The organism is Peptoniphilus sp. HMSC075B08 (genome assembly GCF_001815405.1).
GTDB classification, from domain to species: domain Bacteria; phylum Bacillota; class Clostridia; order Tissierellales; family Peptoniphilaceae; genus Peptoniphilus_A; species Peptoniphilus_A harei.
The window spans coordinates 41,735-57,164 of sequence record NZ_KV820459.1 but is presented as its reverse complement, the minus strand read 5'-3'; the positions used below and the strand labels follow the sequence as shown (position 1 = coordinate 57,164).

15 protein-coding genes and 1 tRNA gene are annotated in these 15,430 nt (G+C 36.3%); 4 read left to right on the top strand and 12 right to left on the bottom strand.

Annotated elements, in window-relative coordinates; all coding sequences use genetic code 11:
• Positions 1–22: 22 nt before the first annotated feature.
• Both HMPREF3023_RS08050 and HMPREF3023_RS08045 read right to left on the bottom strand, forming a co-directional pair.
• A complete protein-coding gene (locus HMPREF3023_RS08050) occupies positions 23–487 on the bottom strand; it encodes a tRNA (cytidine(34)-2'-O)-methyltransferase (RefSeq protein WP_070702405.1) in 465 nt (154 codons plus the stop codon).
• Entirely contained in the window at positions 481–2,037 is a 1,557-nt protein-coding gene (locus tag HMPREF3023_RS08045; RefSeq protein ID WP_070702402.1) for an NAD(P)/FAD-dependent oxidoreductase, read from the bottom strand. The genes HMPREF3023_RS08050 and HMPREF3023_RS08045 overlap by 7 nt, the downstream gene beginning before the upstream one ends.
• An 81-nt stretch (positions 2,038–2,118) precedes the next feature.
• Here HMPREF3023_RS08045 and lepB point away from each other — a divergent pair, with 81 nt between their 5' ends.
• Positions 2,119–2,634, top strand: a complete 516-nt coding sequence (lepB, locus tag HMPREF3023_RS08040; protein WP_070702400.1) for a signal peptidase I — start codon at positions 2,119–2,121, stop codon at positions 2,632–2,634.
• A gap of 235 nt (positions 2,635–2,869) precedes the next feature.
• Here lepB and HMPREF3023_RS08035 read toward each other — a convergent pair whose 3' ends face one another.
• From HMPREF3023_RS08035 to HMPREF3023_RS08025, 3 genes are read right to left on the bottom strand one after another with little or no spacing between them, the layout of a single operon-like run.
• Positions 2,870–4,009 carry a sensor histidine kinase gene (locus HMPREF3023_RS08035; RefSeq protein ID WP_070702619.1) on the bottom strand — a complete coding sequence of 380 codons (1,140 nt, stop codon included), beginning with the start codon at positions 4,007–4,009 and terminating at the stop codon, positions 2,870–2,872.
• Complete coding sequence (locus HMPREF3023_RS08030) at positions 3,996–4,670, bottom strand: response regulator transcription factor (protein ID WP_070702398.1); 675 nt, start codon at positions 4,668–4,670, stop codon at positions 3,996–3,998. Before HMPREF3023_RS08030 ends, HMPREF3023_RS08035 begins: the two co-directional genes overlap by 14 nt.
• Complete coding sequence (locus HMPREF3023_RS08025) at positions 4,667–5,143, bottom strand: dihydrofolate reductase (RefSeq protein WP_070702396.1); 477 nt, start codon at positions 5,141–5,143, stop codon at positions 4,667–4,669. Before HMPREF3023_RS08025 ends, HMPREF3023_RS08030 begins: the two co-directional genes overlap by 4 nt.
• A gap of 146 nt (positions 5,144–5,289) precedes the next feature.
• On the opposite strand from HMPREF3023_RS08025, the gene HMPREF3023_RS08020 reads away from it, so the two are divergent.
• A tRNA-Cys gene (locus HMPREF3023_RS08020) sits at positions 5,290–5,363 on the top strand.
• A 123-nt stretch (positions 5,364–5,486) separates the two neighbouring features.
• Here HMPREF3023_RS08020 and HMPREF3023_RS08015 read toward each other — a convergent pair.
• Together HMPREF3023_RS08015 and HMPREF3023_RS08010 are read right to left on the bottom strand one after the other, a co-directional pair.
• The gene (locus tag HMPREF3023_RS08015; protein ID WP_070702394.1) at positions 5,487–5,942 is read right to left on the bottom strand and encodes a VOC family protein; all 456 of its coding nucleotides are present in this window, start codon (positions 5,940–5,942) and stop codon (positions 5,487–5,489) included.
• A 479-nt stretch (positions 5,943–6,421) separates the two neighbouring features.
• Positions 6,422–7,687 carry a Glu/Leu/Phe/Val family dehydrogenase gene (locus HMPREF3023_RS08010; RefSeq protein WP_070702392.1) on the bottom strand — a complete coding sequence of 422 codons (1,266 nt, stop codon included), beginning with the start codon at positions 7,685–7,687 and terminating at the stop codon, positions 6,422–6,424.
• A gap of 416 nt (positions 7,688–8,103) precedes the next feature.
• On the opposite strand from HMPREF3023_RS08010, the gene HMPREF3023_RS08005 reads away from it, so the two are divergent.
• The gene (locus HMPREF3023_RS08005) at positions 8,104–8,988 is read left to right on the top strand and encodes a YitT family protein (protein ID WP_070702390.1); all 885 of its coding nucleotides are present in this window, start codon (positions 8,104–8,106) and stop codon (positions 8,986–8,988) included.
• A 76-nt stretch (positions 8,989–9,064) separates the two neighbouring features.
• Here the strand turns inward: HMPREF3023_RS08005 and HMPREF3023_RS09490 are convergent, their stop codons facing one another.
• Genes HMPREF3023_RS09490 through HMPREF3023_RS07985 form a run of 5 tightly spaced genes read right to left on the bottom strand, consistent with a single transcriptional unit; the run spans position 9,065 to position 14,054 of the window.
• Positions 9,065–9,220 (bottom strand): hypothetical protein, encoded by a 156-nt coding sequence (locus HMPREF3023_RS09490; protein ID WP_168165807.1) that lies wholly within the window; start codon positions 9,218–9,220, stop codon positions 9,065–9,067.
• A 40-nt stretch (positions 9,221–9,260) separates the two neighbouring features.
• Positions 9,261–9,962: a CPBP family intramembrane glutamic endopeptidase gene (locus HMPREF3023_RS08000; protein ID WP_246829203.1), complete on the bottom strand. Its 702-nt coding sequence runs from the start codon at positions 9,960–9,962 to the stop codon at positions 9,261–9,263.
• Positions 9,949–10,488: a 5-formyltetrahydrofolate cyclo-ligase gene (locus HMPREF3023_RS07995; RefSeq protein ID WP_070702389.1), complete on the bottom strand. Its 540-nt coding sequence runs from the start codon at positions 10,486–10,488 to the stop codon at positions 9,949–9,951. The genes HMPREF3023_RS08000 and HMPREF3023_RS07995 overlap by 14 nt, the downstream gene beginning before the upstream one ends.
• Positions 10,481–13,084, bottom strand: a complete 2,604-nt coding sequence (locus HMPREF3023_RS07990; protein WP_070702387.1) for a PD-(D/E)XK nuclease family protein — start codon at positions 13,082–13,084, stop codon at positions 10,481–10,483. The genes HMPREF3023_RS07995 and HMPREF3023_RS07990 overlap by 8 nt, the downstream gene beginning before the upstream one ends.
• Complete coding sequence (locus tag HMPREF3023_RS07985) at positions 13,065–14,054, bottom strand: RluA family pseudouridine synthase (protein ID WP_070702384.1); 990 nt, start codon at positions 14,052–14,054, stop codon at positions 13,065–13,067. The genes HMPREF3023_RS07990 and HMPREF3023_RS07985 overlap by 20 nt, the downstream gene beginning before the upstream one ends.
• A 73-nt stretch (positions 14,055–14,127) precedes the next feature.
• Here HMPREF3023_RS07985 and HMPREF3023_RS07980 point away from each other — a divergent pair, with 73 nt between their 5' ends.
• Positions 14,128–14,814: an endolytic transglycosylase MltG gene (locus HMPREF3023_RS07980; protein ID WP_070702382.1), complete on the top strand. Its 687-nt coding sequence runs from the start codon at positions 14,128–14,130 to the stop codon at positions 14,812–14,814.
• The last annotated feature ends 616 nt before the right edge of the window (positions 14,815–15,430 follow it).

Sequence of the window (15,430 nt, the reverse complement as noted above, 5' to 3'; positions counted from 1 at the left end):
ATCCTTTCTATTATTTACAAGCTTATTCCAAATCTAAAAAATCAAGTTGCCTTAGGGCTTCAAACAAAATTATATTTGCAGAGTTTGACAAGTTTAGGCTCCTGCCAAAATCCTTTAACATGGGAATTCTTATGGCATTTTCATAATTTGCAAAAATTAAATCTTCTGGCAGACCACGAGTTTCTGGACCGAAAACGATAAAGTCTCCGTCCTTATACTCAACATCTGTGTACTTTTTCTTTGCCTTTGTCGAAGCAAGGTAGAAGTTGTTATCAGGATACTTTTCCACAAGTTCATCATAGGAATCGTAATAAGAAATATCCACAAGATGCCAGTAGTCAAGGCCTGCCCTCTTTAAATGTGAGTCATCAACAGAAAAACCCAAGGGTCTTATGAGGTGGAGCCTCGACTGTGTAAGTCCACAAGTCCTGGCTATGGCACCTGTGTTAAAGGGAATTTCTGGTTCGTAAAATACTATATTTAACATGATTTGTCTCCTTCTAAAATTTCTATGGCACACTTTATCCCGTCAAGGGCAGAAGAAATTATTCCACCAGAATAACCTGCTCCCTCCCCAATGGGATAGAGGTTTTTATATTTTTCTGTCCTGTAATTTTCTCTCACAATTCGCACTGGAGAAGAAGTCCTAGTTTCAACACCAGTTAAGATTGCATCGTCACTTGCAAAGCCCTTTACCCTCTTGTCCATTACTTTTAGGGCATTTTTAATTGCTTCATTGATGGACTTAGGATAAATTTCATTTAAGTCGGCAAAGACATAGCCTGGTATAAAAGTCGGCTTGACCTTGCCAAGCTCTTCTGTAATTCTTCCTTCCATAAAGTCACCTAGCCTTTGGACTGGGGCTTTTCCTCCTCCCATTTCATAGGCCTTTTTTTCAATCTCATTTTGAAAGTCCATGCCGGCAAGATTTCCCTGACCATAAATTTTTTCGTCAATAGTTGCAACTACAGCCGAGTTAGAATTATCCCCATCCCTGTCGTGGAAGGACATTCCATTTACGCAAACTTGTCCCTCAATGGAAGAGGAGTTGACAACATAGCCACCTGGGCACATGCAAAAAGTATAAACCGAATGATCAAAGTCCTTGTCAGTTACATTTAGTTGATAAGTTGCTCCTGGCAATTTCTCTGAATTCATCCCAAATTGGGCAAGCTCGATGTCCTTTCTCAGGTGTTCAATCCTAAAGCCCACTGCAAAGGGCTTTGACTCAAGAAGTCCATGGTCATCTAGAGTCCTAAAAGTGTCACGGGCAGAATTGCCAAGGGCCAAGATGTAGGCATCAGCTTGATAGTCACCCTTGTCGGTTATAATTTTACTAACCTTTCCTTCTTCAAGTTCAAAGTCCAAAAACTTTTCACTAAAGTGGTAGGTCCCACCTAAGCCTTCAATTTCTTCCCTCATGTTTTTTATGACGTCACGCAAGATATCTGTCCCAATGTGGGGCTTTTGTTCGTAGAGAATTTCTTCTGGAGCACCATGGTCCACAAAGATGTCAAAAATCTGACCCATCCTCTTGTCCTTAGAACGAGAAGTTAGCTTTCCGTCAGAAAAAGTTCCTGCTCCACCTTCTCCAAACTGGACGTTGGACTCCTCATTTAAGACTCCATTCTTGTGAAGGACTTCAATGTCTTTTACCCTTTCATCTACTGGCTTACCCCTCTCAATTAGGGTAACCTTGACACCCTTCTTGGCAAGGAGGTAGGCTGCAAAAAGTCCTGCAGGTCCAGTTCCAACAATTACAGCTGATTTAATTTCATTTTTGTTTTCAACTTGAAGCTTCTCTTCCTTAAAGACTGCCAGATTATTTTTAAGTCTCTTTTGGACTTTCTTGTCTATTTCATCAAGGTCTAAGTCAATGACAACTTGGTAGACAAAATTCAAACCCTTCCTTGCATCGAGGGATTTTTTGTAAATCTTAAAGTCAAAATCCTTCTTATTTATTTCTTTTTCTATTTTCTCCCTCAAAAACCCTTGGTCCTTGTCATAGGGAATTTTTATATTTCTTAAAATTATCATTTTTTCACCAAGGACATTATAACACGAAAAAAGTCTCTTTTATCAATTCTCACAAATGCTATAATGAAAGAGGAGGTAAATATGCAAAAAGATTATTCATACATAAAAGTTATAATTATTGCTGTCCTTCTCGCCCTTTTTGTAAGAAGCTTTCTCTTTAATGTGGTGAGAGTCCAGCAAACATCAATGTATCCAACAGTGAAGCCCAATGATATAATTCTATCTTCTTCCCTTTACAGGTTCAAAAAAGATTATAAAAGAGGGGACATAATTGTCTTCAAATCTCCTTCAGAAAAGAAGATGTTAATCAAAAGAATTGTTGGACTTCCTGGAGAGAAAGTCGAAATCTACGACGGCTCAATTTACATTGACGGAAAAATTTTAGAAGAAAAATATTTTGAGGAAAAACCCTACACCCTGTCTCCCACAAGGGTCTTTGATGTAAAAGAAGATGAGCTCTTTGTCCTTGGCGACAACAGAAGCCCCAGAGGGTCTGTTGACTCAAGAGAGTTTGGACCAATTAAGATAAAAAGTCTTAGGTCCCATCCCTTCTACAGGATTTTTCCGCTGAATTCAAAAAAATTTATAAATAAATAATAAAAAAGAGACCTCACTGGGTCTCTTAAGGCTAAGAATAAAACAAAAAACTCTTGCTAAGAATATCCTATGTAAAAAATTGTCTTATTTTCAAATCGAAGGACTTCGCCCAAAATCGCACTGTTTGAGCAAAGCGAGTTTGCGATTTTAGAAGGTCGAGATTTAGAAAATAGCAATTTTTGTAATGAGATATTCGGGCAAGAGTTTTTCTTATATTTATAGATGACTCATGTTGTCATTTTTTCGGCAAGATTACTTTAAATACTGTTCCAATAATTTCTCCATCTTCATTCAAATTGTCACTAATCAGGACCTTGCCGCCTAACTTTTCTACAATATTTTTAACAAGATTTAGGCCAATTCCATAGCCACCAGTTTTCTTATTCCTCGATTCATCAAGCCTATAAAATAAATCAAAAACTTTTTCCCTATCTTCTTCATCAATCCCAAGACCTGTGTCTTTGACATAGATAAAATAATTTTCATCATCTTCAGAGAAATCAAAGACCACATCTCCTCCATCTCTATTGTAGGAAATGGCATTCTTCCCAAGATTGTAAAGGACCCTCTCCAAGAGGATATCGCTAGTGTAAATTTCTTTACTCGCCACTTTAGAAACTATTTTTATATTTTTTTCTTCAGCTAGTTCTTCCAGGTCAAAGGCAATCTCTTCCACCAAGTCTCTTATGTTAAAATTTCTTAAAACTGCATTTTCCCTGCGATTTAAAAATAAAAGTGACTCAATAATTTTTGAAATCCTGTCAATATTCTCATCAAAATTTTCCAGAAGTTCCTTTAATTCTTGGTCTTCAATTTTATTTTTCATTAGATAAATCTCAAGAGAAGACTTCATCACAGCAACAGGTGTGTTTAGCTCATGGGCAATGGATGATGACAGAGCCTTCTCCCTTGCATAGGACCCATAAATCTTATCCATAGATTTTTGAAAGGCAAGAGACAAGTCACTAATCTCCTGTGACTGACCTGGCATGTAGATATTTTCTTCATCCCTTACATTGTCAACGTCAATTTCTTGGACCCTCTCCTTTAATTCCTTTAAGGGCCTAAGACTTCTGGAAACTAAAAAATAATAGACCAGGGACCCAAGGGCAATGGTAGACCCCATAACTATTAGGGAAAAGTTTTTAATCTCCCTTGTGGACTTTAACTTTGAATCCTCAAGGACAATAAAATAATCTTCATTTCCCCTCTTTGTCTCTTCCAATATAAGTTTTTCCCCTATGTCTTGGATTCTCTTTTCCTGATACCTTCCAATAATATAATTGGAAGTCGCCGTCATTATAATAAAGATTAAAATAATAGAAAGGATAAGTTTGAAGATAAGAGTATTCTTCACATTTTTAATTTTCTTCATCAATAATGTAGCCCTTTCCAATTTCATTTCTTATAATATTTTTGCCAAGCCTGTCCTTTAACTTCCTCCTAAGGGCAGACATGTGGACTCTCACAACATTGGAGAAGAGGTCCACCTCATCATTCCAAACATGGTCCATTAACTCTTCAGCAGTTACATACCTTCCCAAATTAAAAAATAAATATTCCAAGATCCCAGCTTCCTTGGCAGTTAACTTTAGAGGTTCCTTATTTATTGTGAAGGTCCTCTTTATTGTGTCAAATTCAACTCCATGGACCCTTATAAGGGAGTCACTAATGGAAGTTTTTCTCCTAAGAAGAGACCTAATCCTGGCCTTTAGCTCCTCAAAATGGAAGGGTTTTAAGATATAATCGTTGGCTCCCAGGTCAAGTCCTCTAACCCTGTCGTCAACATCTGATAGGGCAGTGAGCATTATGACATTGACTTCCTTGTCATGGCCTCTTATCTCTTCTAAGATTTCAAAACCATTCTTTCCAGGCAGGTTGATATCCAAGATTATAAGGTCATAAGAATTTGTAAAGGCCATAAAGGACCCCTCATCTCCGTCAAGGGCAGTGTCAACTGCATAGCCAGAGTGAACTAGGCCTTCCTTAATTGACTTTAAAAGTTTTTCCTCATCTTCAACAATTAAAATTTTCATTTTTCCCTAACCCATTTTTCATGGTAGACCCTGTAATTTGGATCCTTTATTTCTGTCTTATCAAGTAATTTGAAATCGTCAAAATCTGGTATAAAGGTGTCGGCGCCTTCCACCACTGTGTCCACCCTTGTCACAATAAGTTCGTCAATCCTATCCCAAAGGAGTTTGACAATTTCTGCTCCCCCAATGACAAAGACCTCCTTGTCTGGATATTTTTTTATAATTTCATCAAGCTTTTCCTCTGAGTTCACATAAAACAAGTCTTCCTTGTCTTCTTTTTTTGACCTAGTGAAGACTACAGATATCCTATTGGGAAGTTGCCTTCCAATATCGTCAAAAGTCTTACGTCCCATTACAATAATATTATTTGTAGTGTAGTTCTTGAACATCTCAAGGTCATCATCAACAAACATAATTTGCTCGCCATCTTTGGCAATGGCATTATTATTATCAACTAAAATTAGTAGTTTCATTTCGTCCTCCTTTAATTGTCCTTAAAAATATAATATCCTAGAAGTCTCACTATGCCTAGGATTTTTTATCTTCTCTTCCTATTTAAATTTTAAATCAAATTTTCACTTGTAATTTTTTTCATTGTCTGCTATACTAATGTTGTTATGGCGACATAGCCAAGTGGTAAGGCACGGGTCTGCAACACCCTTATCACCGGTTCAAATCCGGTTGTCGCCTCCATAATAAAAAGTCTACTGAATTTTTCAGTAGATTTTTTTTTTGCATTTTTTTATTTTTTATAAGTCATGAATTCTTTAGTCCCAATAATTTCTTATTAGCTCAATCTCCCTTATAAATTTAACTTTAGTCAAGAGACTCAATAGCTTCGAGGATATTCCCATCGGGATCATAAAAGTAAAGGGCCTTGCTCTTGCCAAAGCCATATTCTGTGGAGTCAAAAACTTGTGGCGAAGACATGACTCCTACTCCCTTATCAAGTAAGTCCTTATAAAATCCTTCTATATCTTCCACCCCAAAACAAAGTTCTGATATTGAAGTCTTAAAAAGTGAAGGCTCATCATCTTTAACTTCTCCTCTTTCAAACTCAATAAGTTCAACATCAGGACAGCCTTCTCCCGTCATGGGACTTAGGTAGGCAACCTTGGCCCTTATGTCTTTGCCATTGAAGAGCCTGTCTGTTGACTCACCCTCCATATACATGTATCCCTTGTAGTCAAGTCCAAGGACATCCCTATAAAATTCAATTGACCTGTCAAGGTCCCTAACCGTTAGTCCAATGTGGGCTATATTTTTTATCATTAAATTACCTCCTTAAAGGTCTTCTTCCTTAATGATAACAAGTTGCTAGGTCCTAGTCAAAATTGGACCTGGTTTTATTGAGATTATTACCATAAAAATTAATATCTTATGGAAATTTATAATTTAAAAAAATATAAGTTGATGGAAACTTGGGAAGTCACAAAAAATTGTTAGTCCATAAAAATTTACTAAATCACAAAAAATTATTATGTCATAAATTTTTATAAACTAGTAAAAATTTATTAAGTCATGGAAATTTATTAACTAATAAGAGTTTTCTAAATCATAGTTACTTATAAGCCTACAAAAAATATGACTTGATAAAAAATTCCCAAGTCACAAATATTTATAAAGTTACAAAGATTTAATTAACAATAACTTATAATTAATAATTAAAAAATCCCTTCCCAATAAAAATAAACACAAAAAAAACCGCAAGATAACTTGCGGTTTTTTTAGCATTTATTTAACTGTAGGGATTAATACCATCCTCTAAGTTTCATAGCTTTGTCAATTGATTGGATAGCGTACATGTAAACTCCTTCTCTAGGAACTACATCAAATTCGTCACAAACGCCGAATACGCCTTCAATAGCTTTCATCATGTCAGCTTCTTGTTTTTCTTCTACTTCAGCTTCTGTCCAGTACATTCCGTATTGGTTTTGAACCCATTCGTAGTAAGAAACTAGAACTCCACCAGAGTTAGTTAAGATGTCTGGAGTAAGTTTGATTCCTCTTTCAGTAAGAACCTTGTCTCCTTCTGGAGTTGTAGGACCATTAGCTGCTTCACAAACTAATTTAACATTAAGTTTTTGAGCAACGTCACCAGTAATTACGTTTTCTAGAGCTGCTGGAATTAAGATATCCCATTCGCCTGTCCAGAAATCATCAGCTGAGATTTGTTTTGCATCTGGGTAGCCGATTAGTGTGTGGTGTTCGTTCTTGTATTCAAGAAGTTTTTTGAAGTCTAGTCCATTTTCATTGTATAGAGCGTAGTTTCCTTCTTTTTTGTCCCATTCAGCTAGAGCGTAAACTTTTCCGCCTTGTCTTTCAATGTTTTTAACTGTGAAAGATCCAACGTTACCGAAACCTTGAACTGCGATTTTAGCGTGTTTGAAGTCAATTCCTTCACGTTTAGCAGCTTCTCTAGTTACTACAGCAACACCAAATCCTGTTGCTTCGTTTCTTCCTTCAGATCCACCAAGTCCAACTGGTTTACCTGTGAAAGTTCCTATATCTTGTCTGTCTCCGTTTAGTTTGATATATTCATCAATGAACCAAGACATAATTTGTCCGTTAGTGTTAACGTCTGGAGCTGGAATATCAATTCTTTCTCCAAGGTATTTGTGAAGTCCTCTTACCCAACCTCTTGCAAGTTGTTCTAATTCTCTTTCAGAAAGTTCTGATGGGTCAACACAAATTCCACCTTTTCCTCCACCGTATGGAAGGCCAAGTGCGCCACCTTTGAAAGTCATCCAAAGTGAAAGAGCCTTAACTTCGTCAAGGTTTACATTTGGATGGAATCTACATCCACCTTTAGCAGGACCAACTGCTGTTGAGTGAGCTGATCTCCAACCTTTGAAAACTTTAACTGAACCATCATCCATCTTTACTGGAATAGAAATTTCAATTACTCTTTCAGGTTCTTTTAGAATTTCATAAACAGCTGGGTCACAACCTAGCTTGTCACATGCAGCCTTAACTTTTTGTTGAGCTGCTACTAACGGATTTAAAGTATCTGTCATTTTTAACACTCTCCTTTATGTATAATCATGATAACCATTTCTTACAGTCTTAATTATAGCAAATAGAAATATTAAGTTCAAGCAAGGCCACTAAGTTTAACTAATTGTTTGAAATTATAATTTTAGTTTAATCATTTTATTTTTTTTTGCCCTTATTAATTCAATTCGTAAACAATGGCCCTTTTTTTTATTATTTTTAATCTATATTTTATTATTAGATAAATTCCCTTTATCCTAGAAAAATCTTAGCTTTTTCAGTCCTGTAATCATTTTCACTAACTTGCTAAAGCCTTAAGGCTCCAAGCTTTCTCATTACATTTTACCAATTTTTTCTCCATATAAGATCCTTCTATTTAATAAATTTATAGCTTATAATTTCCTTTAATATAGTGTATCATAACAACTGAGGTGATAGTGTGAACTTACAAAAAGTTAGTCTAAAGGACTGGATTTTTTCTAAAACATTTGGCAGGAAATTGCTTTCTGTAATCTTTTGTAGCATAATAACTGCCTTTTCAATTACATATATTATTAAACCCAACCTACTTATATCGGGAGGACTCACAGGTCTATCAATTTTGACTTCCAATGTCACAGGCCTTAGCCTTCCCCTACTAGTCTTCTTGTTGAACCTTCCAACATCAATTTTAAGTCTCATATTTTTAGATAAGGACTTTACATTTTTTTCAACCCTTGTAATTTTTCTTCTATCTATGTTCATTTCCTTTTTCGAAAAACTTGCCCCAGGATTTTATCTCACTCAGGAGCCCATCCTTGCCTGTATATTTGGTGGCCTCTTAAATGGAATTGGCGCAGGCTTTGCCTTTAGGAATGGAACATCAACTGGTGGCCTGGACATAATAGCTGCTATATTAAAGAAGAAATTTAACATAACTATTGGCAACGTCCTAATGGCCATTAACCTCATAATAGTTTCTTGCCTTGGTTACCTTTATTCCATTGACAAGGTTCTCTTCACACTTATCCTAATGTTTATTAACTACACTGTTATTGATAGGATCCAACTGGGAGTGGGCAAGCAAAAGCAAGTCCTAATTATTTCTGATTATAATGAAGAGATTGCCAAAGAAATTTATGCAGAAGTTCACAGGGGAGCAACTTATATCAAGGGAGTGACTTCCTACAAGAAGAAGGACGTCTACATCCTCTACGTTGTTTGCTCTTCAAGACAGCTCGTTAAGCTTAGACAAATAGTAAAGCACACTGACAAGGATGCCTTTGTCACAGTTTCTGACACATCAGAAATCCTTGGCAATGGCTTCAAGGAAATTTCAATTTAATTTTACGCAAAAGAAAACCACGATTATCAAGTCGTGGTTTTGTTATTTTTACAAGCTTATTTAGTTTTTTAATTTTCTAGTTTTTCATGGCCCCATAATAATCTACAAAGTCATATTTTTTTATAAATTTATTCAGATTTACAAAGTCACATTTTTCTATAAATTTATTAAGATTTACAAAGTCACATTTTTTCACGACTTCATAATAATTTACTAACTCATAACTTTTCATAACTTCATAATAATTTATAAAGTCACAAACATTTATTAAATCAGGCCATTTGTCCTGCTGCCAAGTAAATCCAAATCAAGACCCAGTCGTAAATCATGTGGACTAAGTAAGTCACTGTCAAGTTCTTTGATATGACATAGGACATGGAAAGTCCAGTTCTAATTATGGAAATCACAAGGACTGCCTGGACAATGTTAAAGTTGTAAGTTGAAAGGTGCATGGCCCCAAAAATCACTGATGACAGGAGTATTGCCACAAAGGTCTTTAATTTATCATTCTTTGTCTTCATCTTATTAATTACAAACAAGAAAGGAATGATAAAGATAATTTCCTCGGCAATAAACTGAACCATAGTGGATACAATAAACCTCTTTATATTTTCATCAGTCAAAATATCAAAAATTGGATTGGCTGAACCTTGGACTCCCATTTGAGCCATTACAATTGATGCAAAAATTACTGCCACAAAGGAAAAACCAAGTCCTATTAAAATATATAAAAGGTCTTTCATCTTTAGGGGCAAGAAAATTTTTAAAATAAATCTCCTGTCCACCACCCAAAGGGACATTAGGGACAAGGCACTTATCAAAAGGGCCATAAGGATTTCATTTTCAATTCCCAAAAGAGCAAAGACCAAGCTAACTAAGAAGAAGGACCCTATGGCAAGGAAGAGGGACAGGACCCACTTCCAAGTCTTGGCTTCTATTCTTGGATATCTTCTCTTATAATTATTCAAATTCAATCAGCCCTTCTTCAGTCAAGAGATATTCCAAGGCTTTGTCATAGCCTTCGTGAACAAGGCTTTCCACATATTGGTCAGAATATCCAATCCCCATCCTTATTGTGTCCACCTTGGCAAAGAACTTGTCATAGTAGCCTCCACCGTAGCCAAGTCTGTAGCCTCTTTTGTCAAAGGCAAGTCCCGGTGTAATAGTTAAGTCCACATCTGTCACTTCATCTCCAGATTTTGGTTCCAAAATCCCCATCTTGTTTGGCTCAAGGTCATCAATCCCCTTGACTTCAACGGCAATCATCTCACTGCCCTTAACAAGGGGAACTAAAAGTTTCTTTCCATCGGCCAAGATATCTTCAATTATTCCTCTTGTATCAACTTCGGACTTATAAGAGATAAAAACAAAAACAGATTTTGCCTTCTTGTAGATATCAAGTTGTCGCAAGTTTTCTCTTATTAGCCTATCCTTGTCTTCCTTGTCCTCAACATCTGCTCTTACTTTTGTATATTTTTTTCTCAATTCTTTTTTATCCATTAAAATTCTCCTTGTTCTCGCAAATCTCTAGGTAATCACAATTTTTACAGTCACTTGAAGACTCATAGTCACCAGACCTTATAGAAGAAGCCAGACTCTCTATCTCATCTTCAAATTTATTTAGGAGTTCATTTAAGTCTTCCTCTGTGAAATAATATTGTCCCCTATCGTCCTTTGGCAGGATGTCGGAATTTTTTATCACAGTGGAAACTTCTCCCCTCTTGACTGACCCGTAGGCCGCCATCGATATATTCTTACCCAGTTTTTTTCTACCTATAGCATAAAGAGGCATTTGGAAGGACTTTAGCTCTTCGATATCCTTTTTCCTTTTTACAGAGGACCTCTTGTAGTCCATGAGGATTTCATTGTCACCAAGGGCATCAATCCTGTCAATCCTTCCCCTTATCTTTAGACCGGCAATTTCAGTTTCAAAGCCCTCTTCAAAATAAGCTGGCTTGTAACCATACTTGGCCTGGCCCTCCAAGTCCTTCTTTATATAATCTCCAAGTATCCTTTGAGAATTTAGGACAGAAACTTTTTCCAAGAAGGAAAGGTCATCAAAGTCCCCAAGATTTTCAACTTCCAAAATAATTTTTAACAAACTGTCTTCATTAAAGTCATCTTCTTTTTTGAAATACTTTTCCAAAACCCTGTGGTATTTTTCTCCCAGGTCAAGATAAAACCTGTCCTCATAATCTTTTTCCAGCTTGCCTATCCTGTAGACCCTCTCAAAGAGAAAGCGTCTCGGGCAGTCCTTTAGGATGTCAAAGTCTGTCACAGAATAGGATCTTTCAGAAATCTTCTTGTTAACCTCCCCAAGCTCTTTGTCATCAATTATATAATTGTGGTCCTTGACCTCTCTTGTCCTGTAAAGCCTTCCCGTTTCATAAATTTTCTCAACTTCCTTTACTTCTAGGTCCAGGTCAAAAATTAAAGAGTTTAAGACTTTTGAAAAACCTCTTTCCCTATCGCCAGTTAGGATCAAGACCTTTTCTGCCACAAGTAAATCATAAATCAAATAAAAATAGTCTCTCTTAAAATTATCCCTTACAAGACCAAGGCTTTCCATGGCCCCTCGGGTCTCCTTCTTGTAGATGAAGTTTGCCTTCTTGTCCTCTTGGTATGAATGGTCAAAGCCTATTAAGATTAAATTTTTAAAGTCCCTATAATAGTTAGAAGCCTGGCTCGAAATCTCTAGACCTTCAAGGTTTTGGACCTCATCAAGCCTAATCTTTTCCATATATTTTTTTAATATCAAGACAAAGTCATCGAGGCCTAGGGACTCATAAAAGTCTCCCAAGCCCTCCATCTTTACAAGGACCTCATCAAGTTCTTCCAAAAATCTCTGATCACGTCTTCTTGGACTTTCAGGATTTCTCTTTAAGTCATTTTCAATTTTTCCTCTGGCAGTCTCCAGATAGTTTTTGAAAAATTCCAAATAATAAGTCACATCTTCTTTGAAAGAAATTTTTTCTTCCTGAAGAAGTTGAACTCCACTTAAAAAATCATCCAGTTCTCCCTCATTGAGCCTAAGGTCCTTGATCCTAGAAAAATCTATGTCACCTATATTTTTAAAATTATAGGCCATTAAACTTGCTTCAAGATTTATGACATCAAGTGGCAAAGGAAAATAAGATAGACGGACCCTTTTCAAGGTATTTTCCTTGGACTTGTCGAGAAAATAATCTAAAAGCGTGACAAATTCCCTTTCAAGTAGGGATCTCTCCTTACTTGGAAGGTTAAATTCTAGACCTTCAAAGCCTTCCCTTTGACGAACTTTTTCCGAAATACTAGGAGATCCACTTAAAATTGTCAGGTCACTAACTTTTTCTTCCTTCAAAAGCAGCTTCAAGTTCGAAAAAAATAAGTTATAAAAATTATCCTTTGAAGACAAGATTTTTATCTTTTCTCTATCAATTTCCTTTTTGTAATCAAGCCCTTCTCTTTCCTCAAGTTCAAAGCCATAGGCTTGTAAGTTTTTTATAAGTCCATCAAGAAGGTCTGACTCCATAAAATTAAAGGGGATGTCTATAAAAATATTTTTCCCCTCAATTCCCGACAAAATTCTTATTATCTCTTCTTCAGCCTTGCCAAACTCCAAAAAACCAGAAATAATTATGGTGTCAAACCTAGTCCCCCTAATGGAGTCTTCCTTAACCCTCCCATAGATGTCAAGGGACCTGGCTGCAAAATAGTCCCTATAAATATCAAAGACTCTCCCCAAGTCCTTAAAGATTTCTCCGGGAATCTTCTCAATATCACTTGAATCCAAATAATTTTCTGCAATGTCATCAAAAAAACCCAAAATTATATCCACAGTCTCAGGAAAAATTTTAAGATCCCTTAAGTTTTCCTTGAGAATTTTTGAAAGGACAAGATATTTTAAAATAGAATCAGGCCTTTTTGCCCTATTTCTCCTTCCAATCCCATCAAAGGTCTCGAACTCAGCCTTATTTATGTCCATGCCCCTTCCCAGCATGTCCCTTATGTAAAAATTTATAGCAGATTGAGAGGGCAAGATAAATAAAGTCCTCTCGCCCTTTAATTTTTCAAATCCTAAGTCTTCCTTGGGAGACCTAAAAATTATTTTCTTCATTTAATAAATCACCTAAATTTATCTTAAAAATATCCTCGGCTATAGTCTTCATCTTTCCGTCAGGTAGGTAGACAAAGGACTTTCCCCTTAGATTTTTAAAGGCATCTGACTCAAAAACTATGGCATAATTGTGCAAGAACTGCGAGTCCAGTCCCCTCTCCCTAAAGATCTTGTTGATCCTAGGGTCCCCATACTTCCTGTCCCCAACAATGGCAAGGCCCTCTTCCTTCAAGGATGCCCTAATTTGGTGGGTCCTACCAGTAATTAAGTTGACAGAAAGAAGTGAGTAGTCCTTTTGAGACACGAGAACCTTAAACTTTGTAAGAGCCCTCTTTCCTTCGTCTCTTGAGGCCTTTTTCATGACATTATTGCCTGTCTTCTTTAGGTTGATGTCAACATCAAAATCTTTTTTGACTTCTCCAGCCACAAGAGTGACATAGAGTTTTTTTATCTCTCTATTTTTTATGGCTTTGTTTAAGTCCTGCAAGGATTTCAAATTTTTTGCCCCAATTAAAATGCCAGAAGTGTTCCTGTCGAGCCTGTTTACAAAAGCAGGCCTAAAGGACTTCTCAAGCCTAGGATTATAATCTCCCTTGGCAATTAGATAGTCCACCATCCTATCAAGAGCATTGTCTTGGTATCCCTTAGAATCATTGTGAGTGAGCATGTTGATGGGCTTCTTCACAAGTATTATGTCATCATCTTCATACAAAATATCTGGCAGCTTAGAATTTTTGGACTTCCTAATATCCTTTTTAAACTTCTCAATAGTTTCCTCTGCCAAAAATAATTTTATCTCGTCCCCATCACTTAAGATGTCCTCGGGCTTGGCCTTCTTCCCATTGACCTTAATATTCTTCTTTCTTAAATTTTTATAAATAAAGGAAAGAGGGGCTTTTTCAAAGTAGATTTTCAAAAACCTATCTAGCCTTCTTCCCTCGTCATTTTTATTAATAATAATTTTTCTCATAAAATCTCCAAACTTTTCATTTTAAGCCTTTGCTGATATAATTATATCAAAACATGATGAAAAGAGGTTTATTTTGAATAATTTTAACAAAGGCAAGCTCTTTTTTATTAAACTCTGCCAAGTTTTATTATCAATACTTTTCTTCTTATTCCTAATTTTTGTAATCAAGTGGAGGATGGATTCCCTTTACCTAAATTCAATATCCACAAAAGATATAAAAATTGGAATTGTAGACGAAGTTAAAAAAACTTACGGAGAGATCCTTGTAGCAACAGGCCTAAGAGAAGAAAAAGCTGTTAAGCCCGTTGTCCTATTGGATGAAGATAAAAAAGACGAAGAAGATGAAAATGTAAATACCTTTACAGTTCCTGAAGGAACAAACCTAGATAGCCTTGGAGAACTTTTAATTTCCAAGGGCCTAATCGCAGACATGGCAACTTATAAGGACCTTGCAGAAGATATGCAAATTGGGGACAAGATTGTCCCAGGTGCCTATGAATTTGACAAGGACATGAAGGTAAAAGAAATCCTTGCAGAAATTGCAGGCATTGAACTCAAAACTTATAAGCTAAACATCGCTGAAGGCGAAGGACCTGCCCAAGTAGGCAAAAAGCTCCTAGACCTTGGAGCCATAGAATCAGACAAGGCCTTCGTGGAAGAATGCAATAGACTGGGAGTATCTAGCTTCCAACCAGGCGACCACGAATTTACCATGCCATCAAAAGTAGAAAATATAATAAGAGAGCTTACGCAAAATTAAAGAAATGAGAAAAATCTGTAGGGAACTACAGATTTTTTTATTTTTATAAAATTGTAAAATCTTAAAAAAAGTTTTTAAAAGCTGACGCTTTTATATGTCTTATTGGAGGGGCTTAGGGGCATCGTGAGGCCCCTTGCCCCTCCAAACCACCCCCTTCACCCCACGTACGTTGAGTCCAAAAAAATCGGCCATGCTAAATTTTCAAAACTCATTCGCTTCGCGAATTCAAACAGTTGAAAATTTTTAACGCATAACCAATTTTTTTGCTCATTTTATGCAACCCCATTAGCTCACTACTTAAACTAAAGTCAGTTTTAGTAAAGAAGTCATGAAATTTTATCACCCTATAACTAATTATTAAGTTGTAGTTTCTTAAGAAGTCCTAAAAAGTTATAACTTCACAAATAATTCTTAATTCCTTTATAACTTTATCTTCAATTGTCACGTTAGCAATTATGCCCCAGCTCGTTGAAATGTTATAAGGTCGTAAAGTTTGCCAATAAGATAAATAGTTATAAGTTAGTAAGCAAAAAGTTCGGAGACGTTAAGAAAATTTCACTGTTCGAGCGAGCGAAGTGAAACGTAGCGAGTAGTTTGAAATTTTTAGTCGGAGGGC

What these genes read in the sequence shown, in the direction of transcription:
- lepB (WP_070702400.1), top strand. Translation starts at nt 2,119, where the DNA reads ATGCAAAAAGATTATTCATACATAAAAGTTATAATTATTGCTGTCCTT.
- HMPREF3023_RS07985 (WP_070702384.1), bottom strand. Translation starts at nt 14,054, where the DNA reads ATGAGAAAAATTATTATTAATAAAAATGACGAGGGAAGAAGGCTAGAT.
- HMPREF3023_RS07995 (WP_070702389.1), bottom strand. Translation starts at nt 10,488, where the DNA reads ATGGATAAAAAAGAATTGAGAAAAAAATATACAAAAGTAAGAGCAGAT.
- HMPREF3023_RS08025 (WP_070702396.1), bottom strand. Translation starts at nt 5,143, where the DNA reads ATGAAACTACTAATTTTAGTTGATAATAATAATGCCATTGCCAAAGAT.
- HMPREF3023_RS08035 (WP_070702619.1), bottom strand. Translation starts at nt 4,009, where the DNA reads ATGAAGAAAATTAAAAATGTGAAGAATACTCTTATCTTCAAACTTATC.
- HMPREF3023_RS09490 (WP_168165807.1), bottom strand. Translation starts at nt 9,220, where the DNA reads ATGAAAAGTTATGAGTTAGTAAATTATTATGAAGTCGTGAAAAAATGT.
- HMPREF3023_RS08030 (WP_070702398.1), bottom strand. Translation starts at nt 4,670, where the DNA reads ATGAAAATTTTAATTGTTGAAGATGAGGAAAAACTTTTAAAGTCAATT.
- HMPREF3023_RS08015 (WP_070702394.1), bottom strand. Translation starts at nt 5,942, where the DNA reads ATGATAAAAAATATAGCCCACATTGGACTAACGGTTAGGGACCTTGAC.
- HMPREF3023_RS07990 (WP_070702387.1), bottom strand. Translation starts at nt 13,084, where the DNA reads ATGAAGAAAATAATTTTTAGGTCTCCCAAGGAAGACTTAGGATTTGAA.
- HMPREF3023_RS08045 (WP_070702402.1), bottom strand. Translation starts at nt 2,037, where the DNA reads ATGATAATTTTAAGAAATATAAAAATTCCCTATGACAAGGACCAAGGG.
- HMPREF3023_RS08010 (WP_070702392.1), bottom strand. Translation starts at nt 7,687, where the DNA reads ATGACAGATACTTTAAATCCGTTAGTAGCAGCTCAACAAAAAGTTAAG.
- HMPREF3023_RS08050 (WP_070702405.1), bottom strand. Translation starts at nt 487, where the DNA reads ATGTTAAATATAGTATTTTACGAACCAGAAATTCCCTTTAACACAGGT.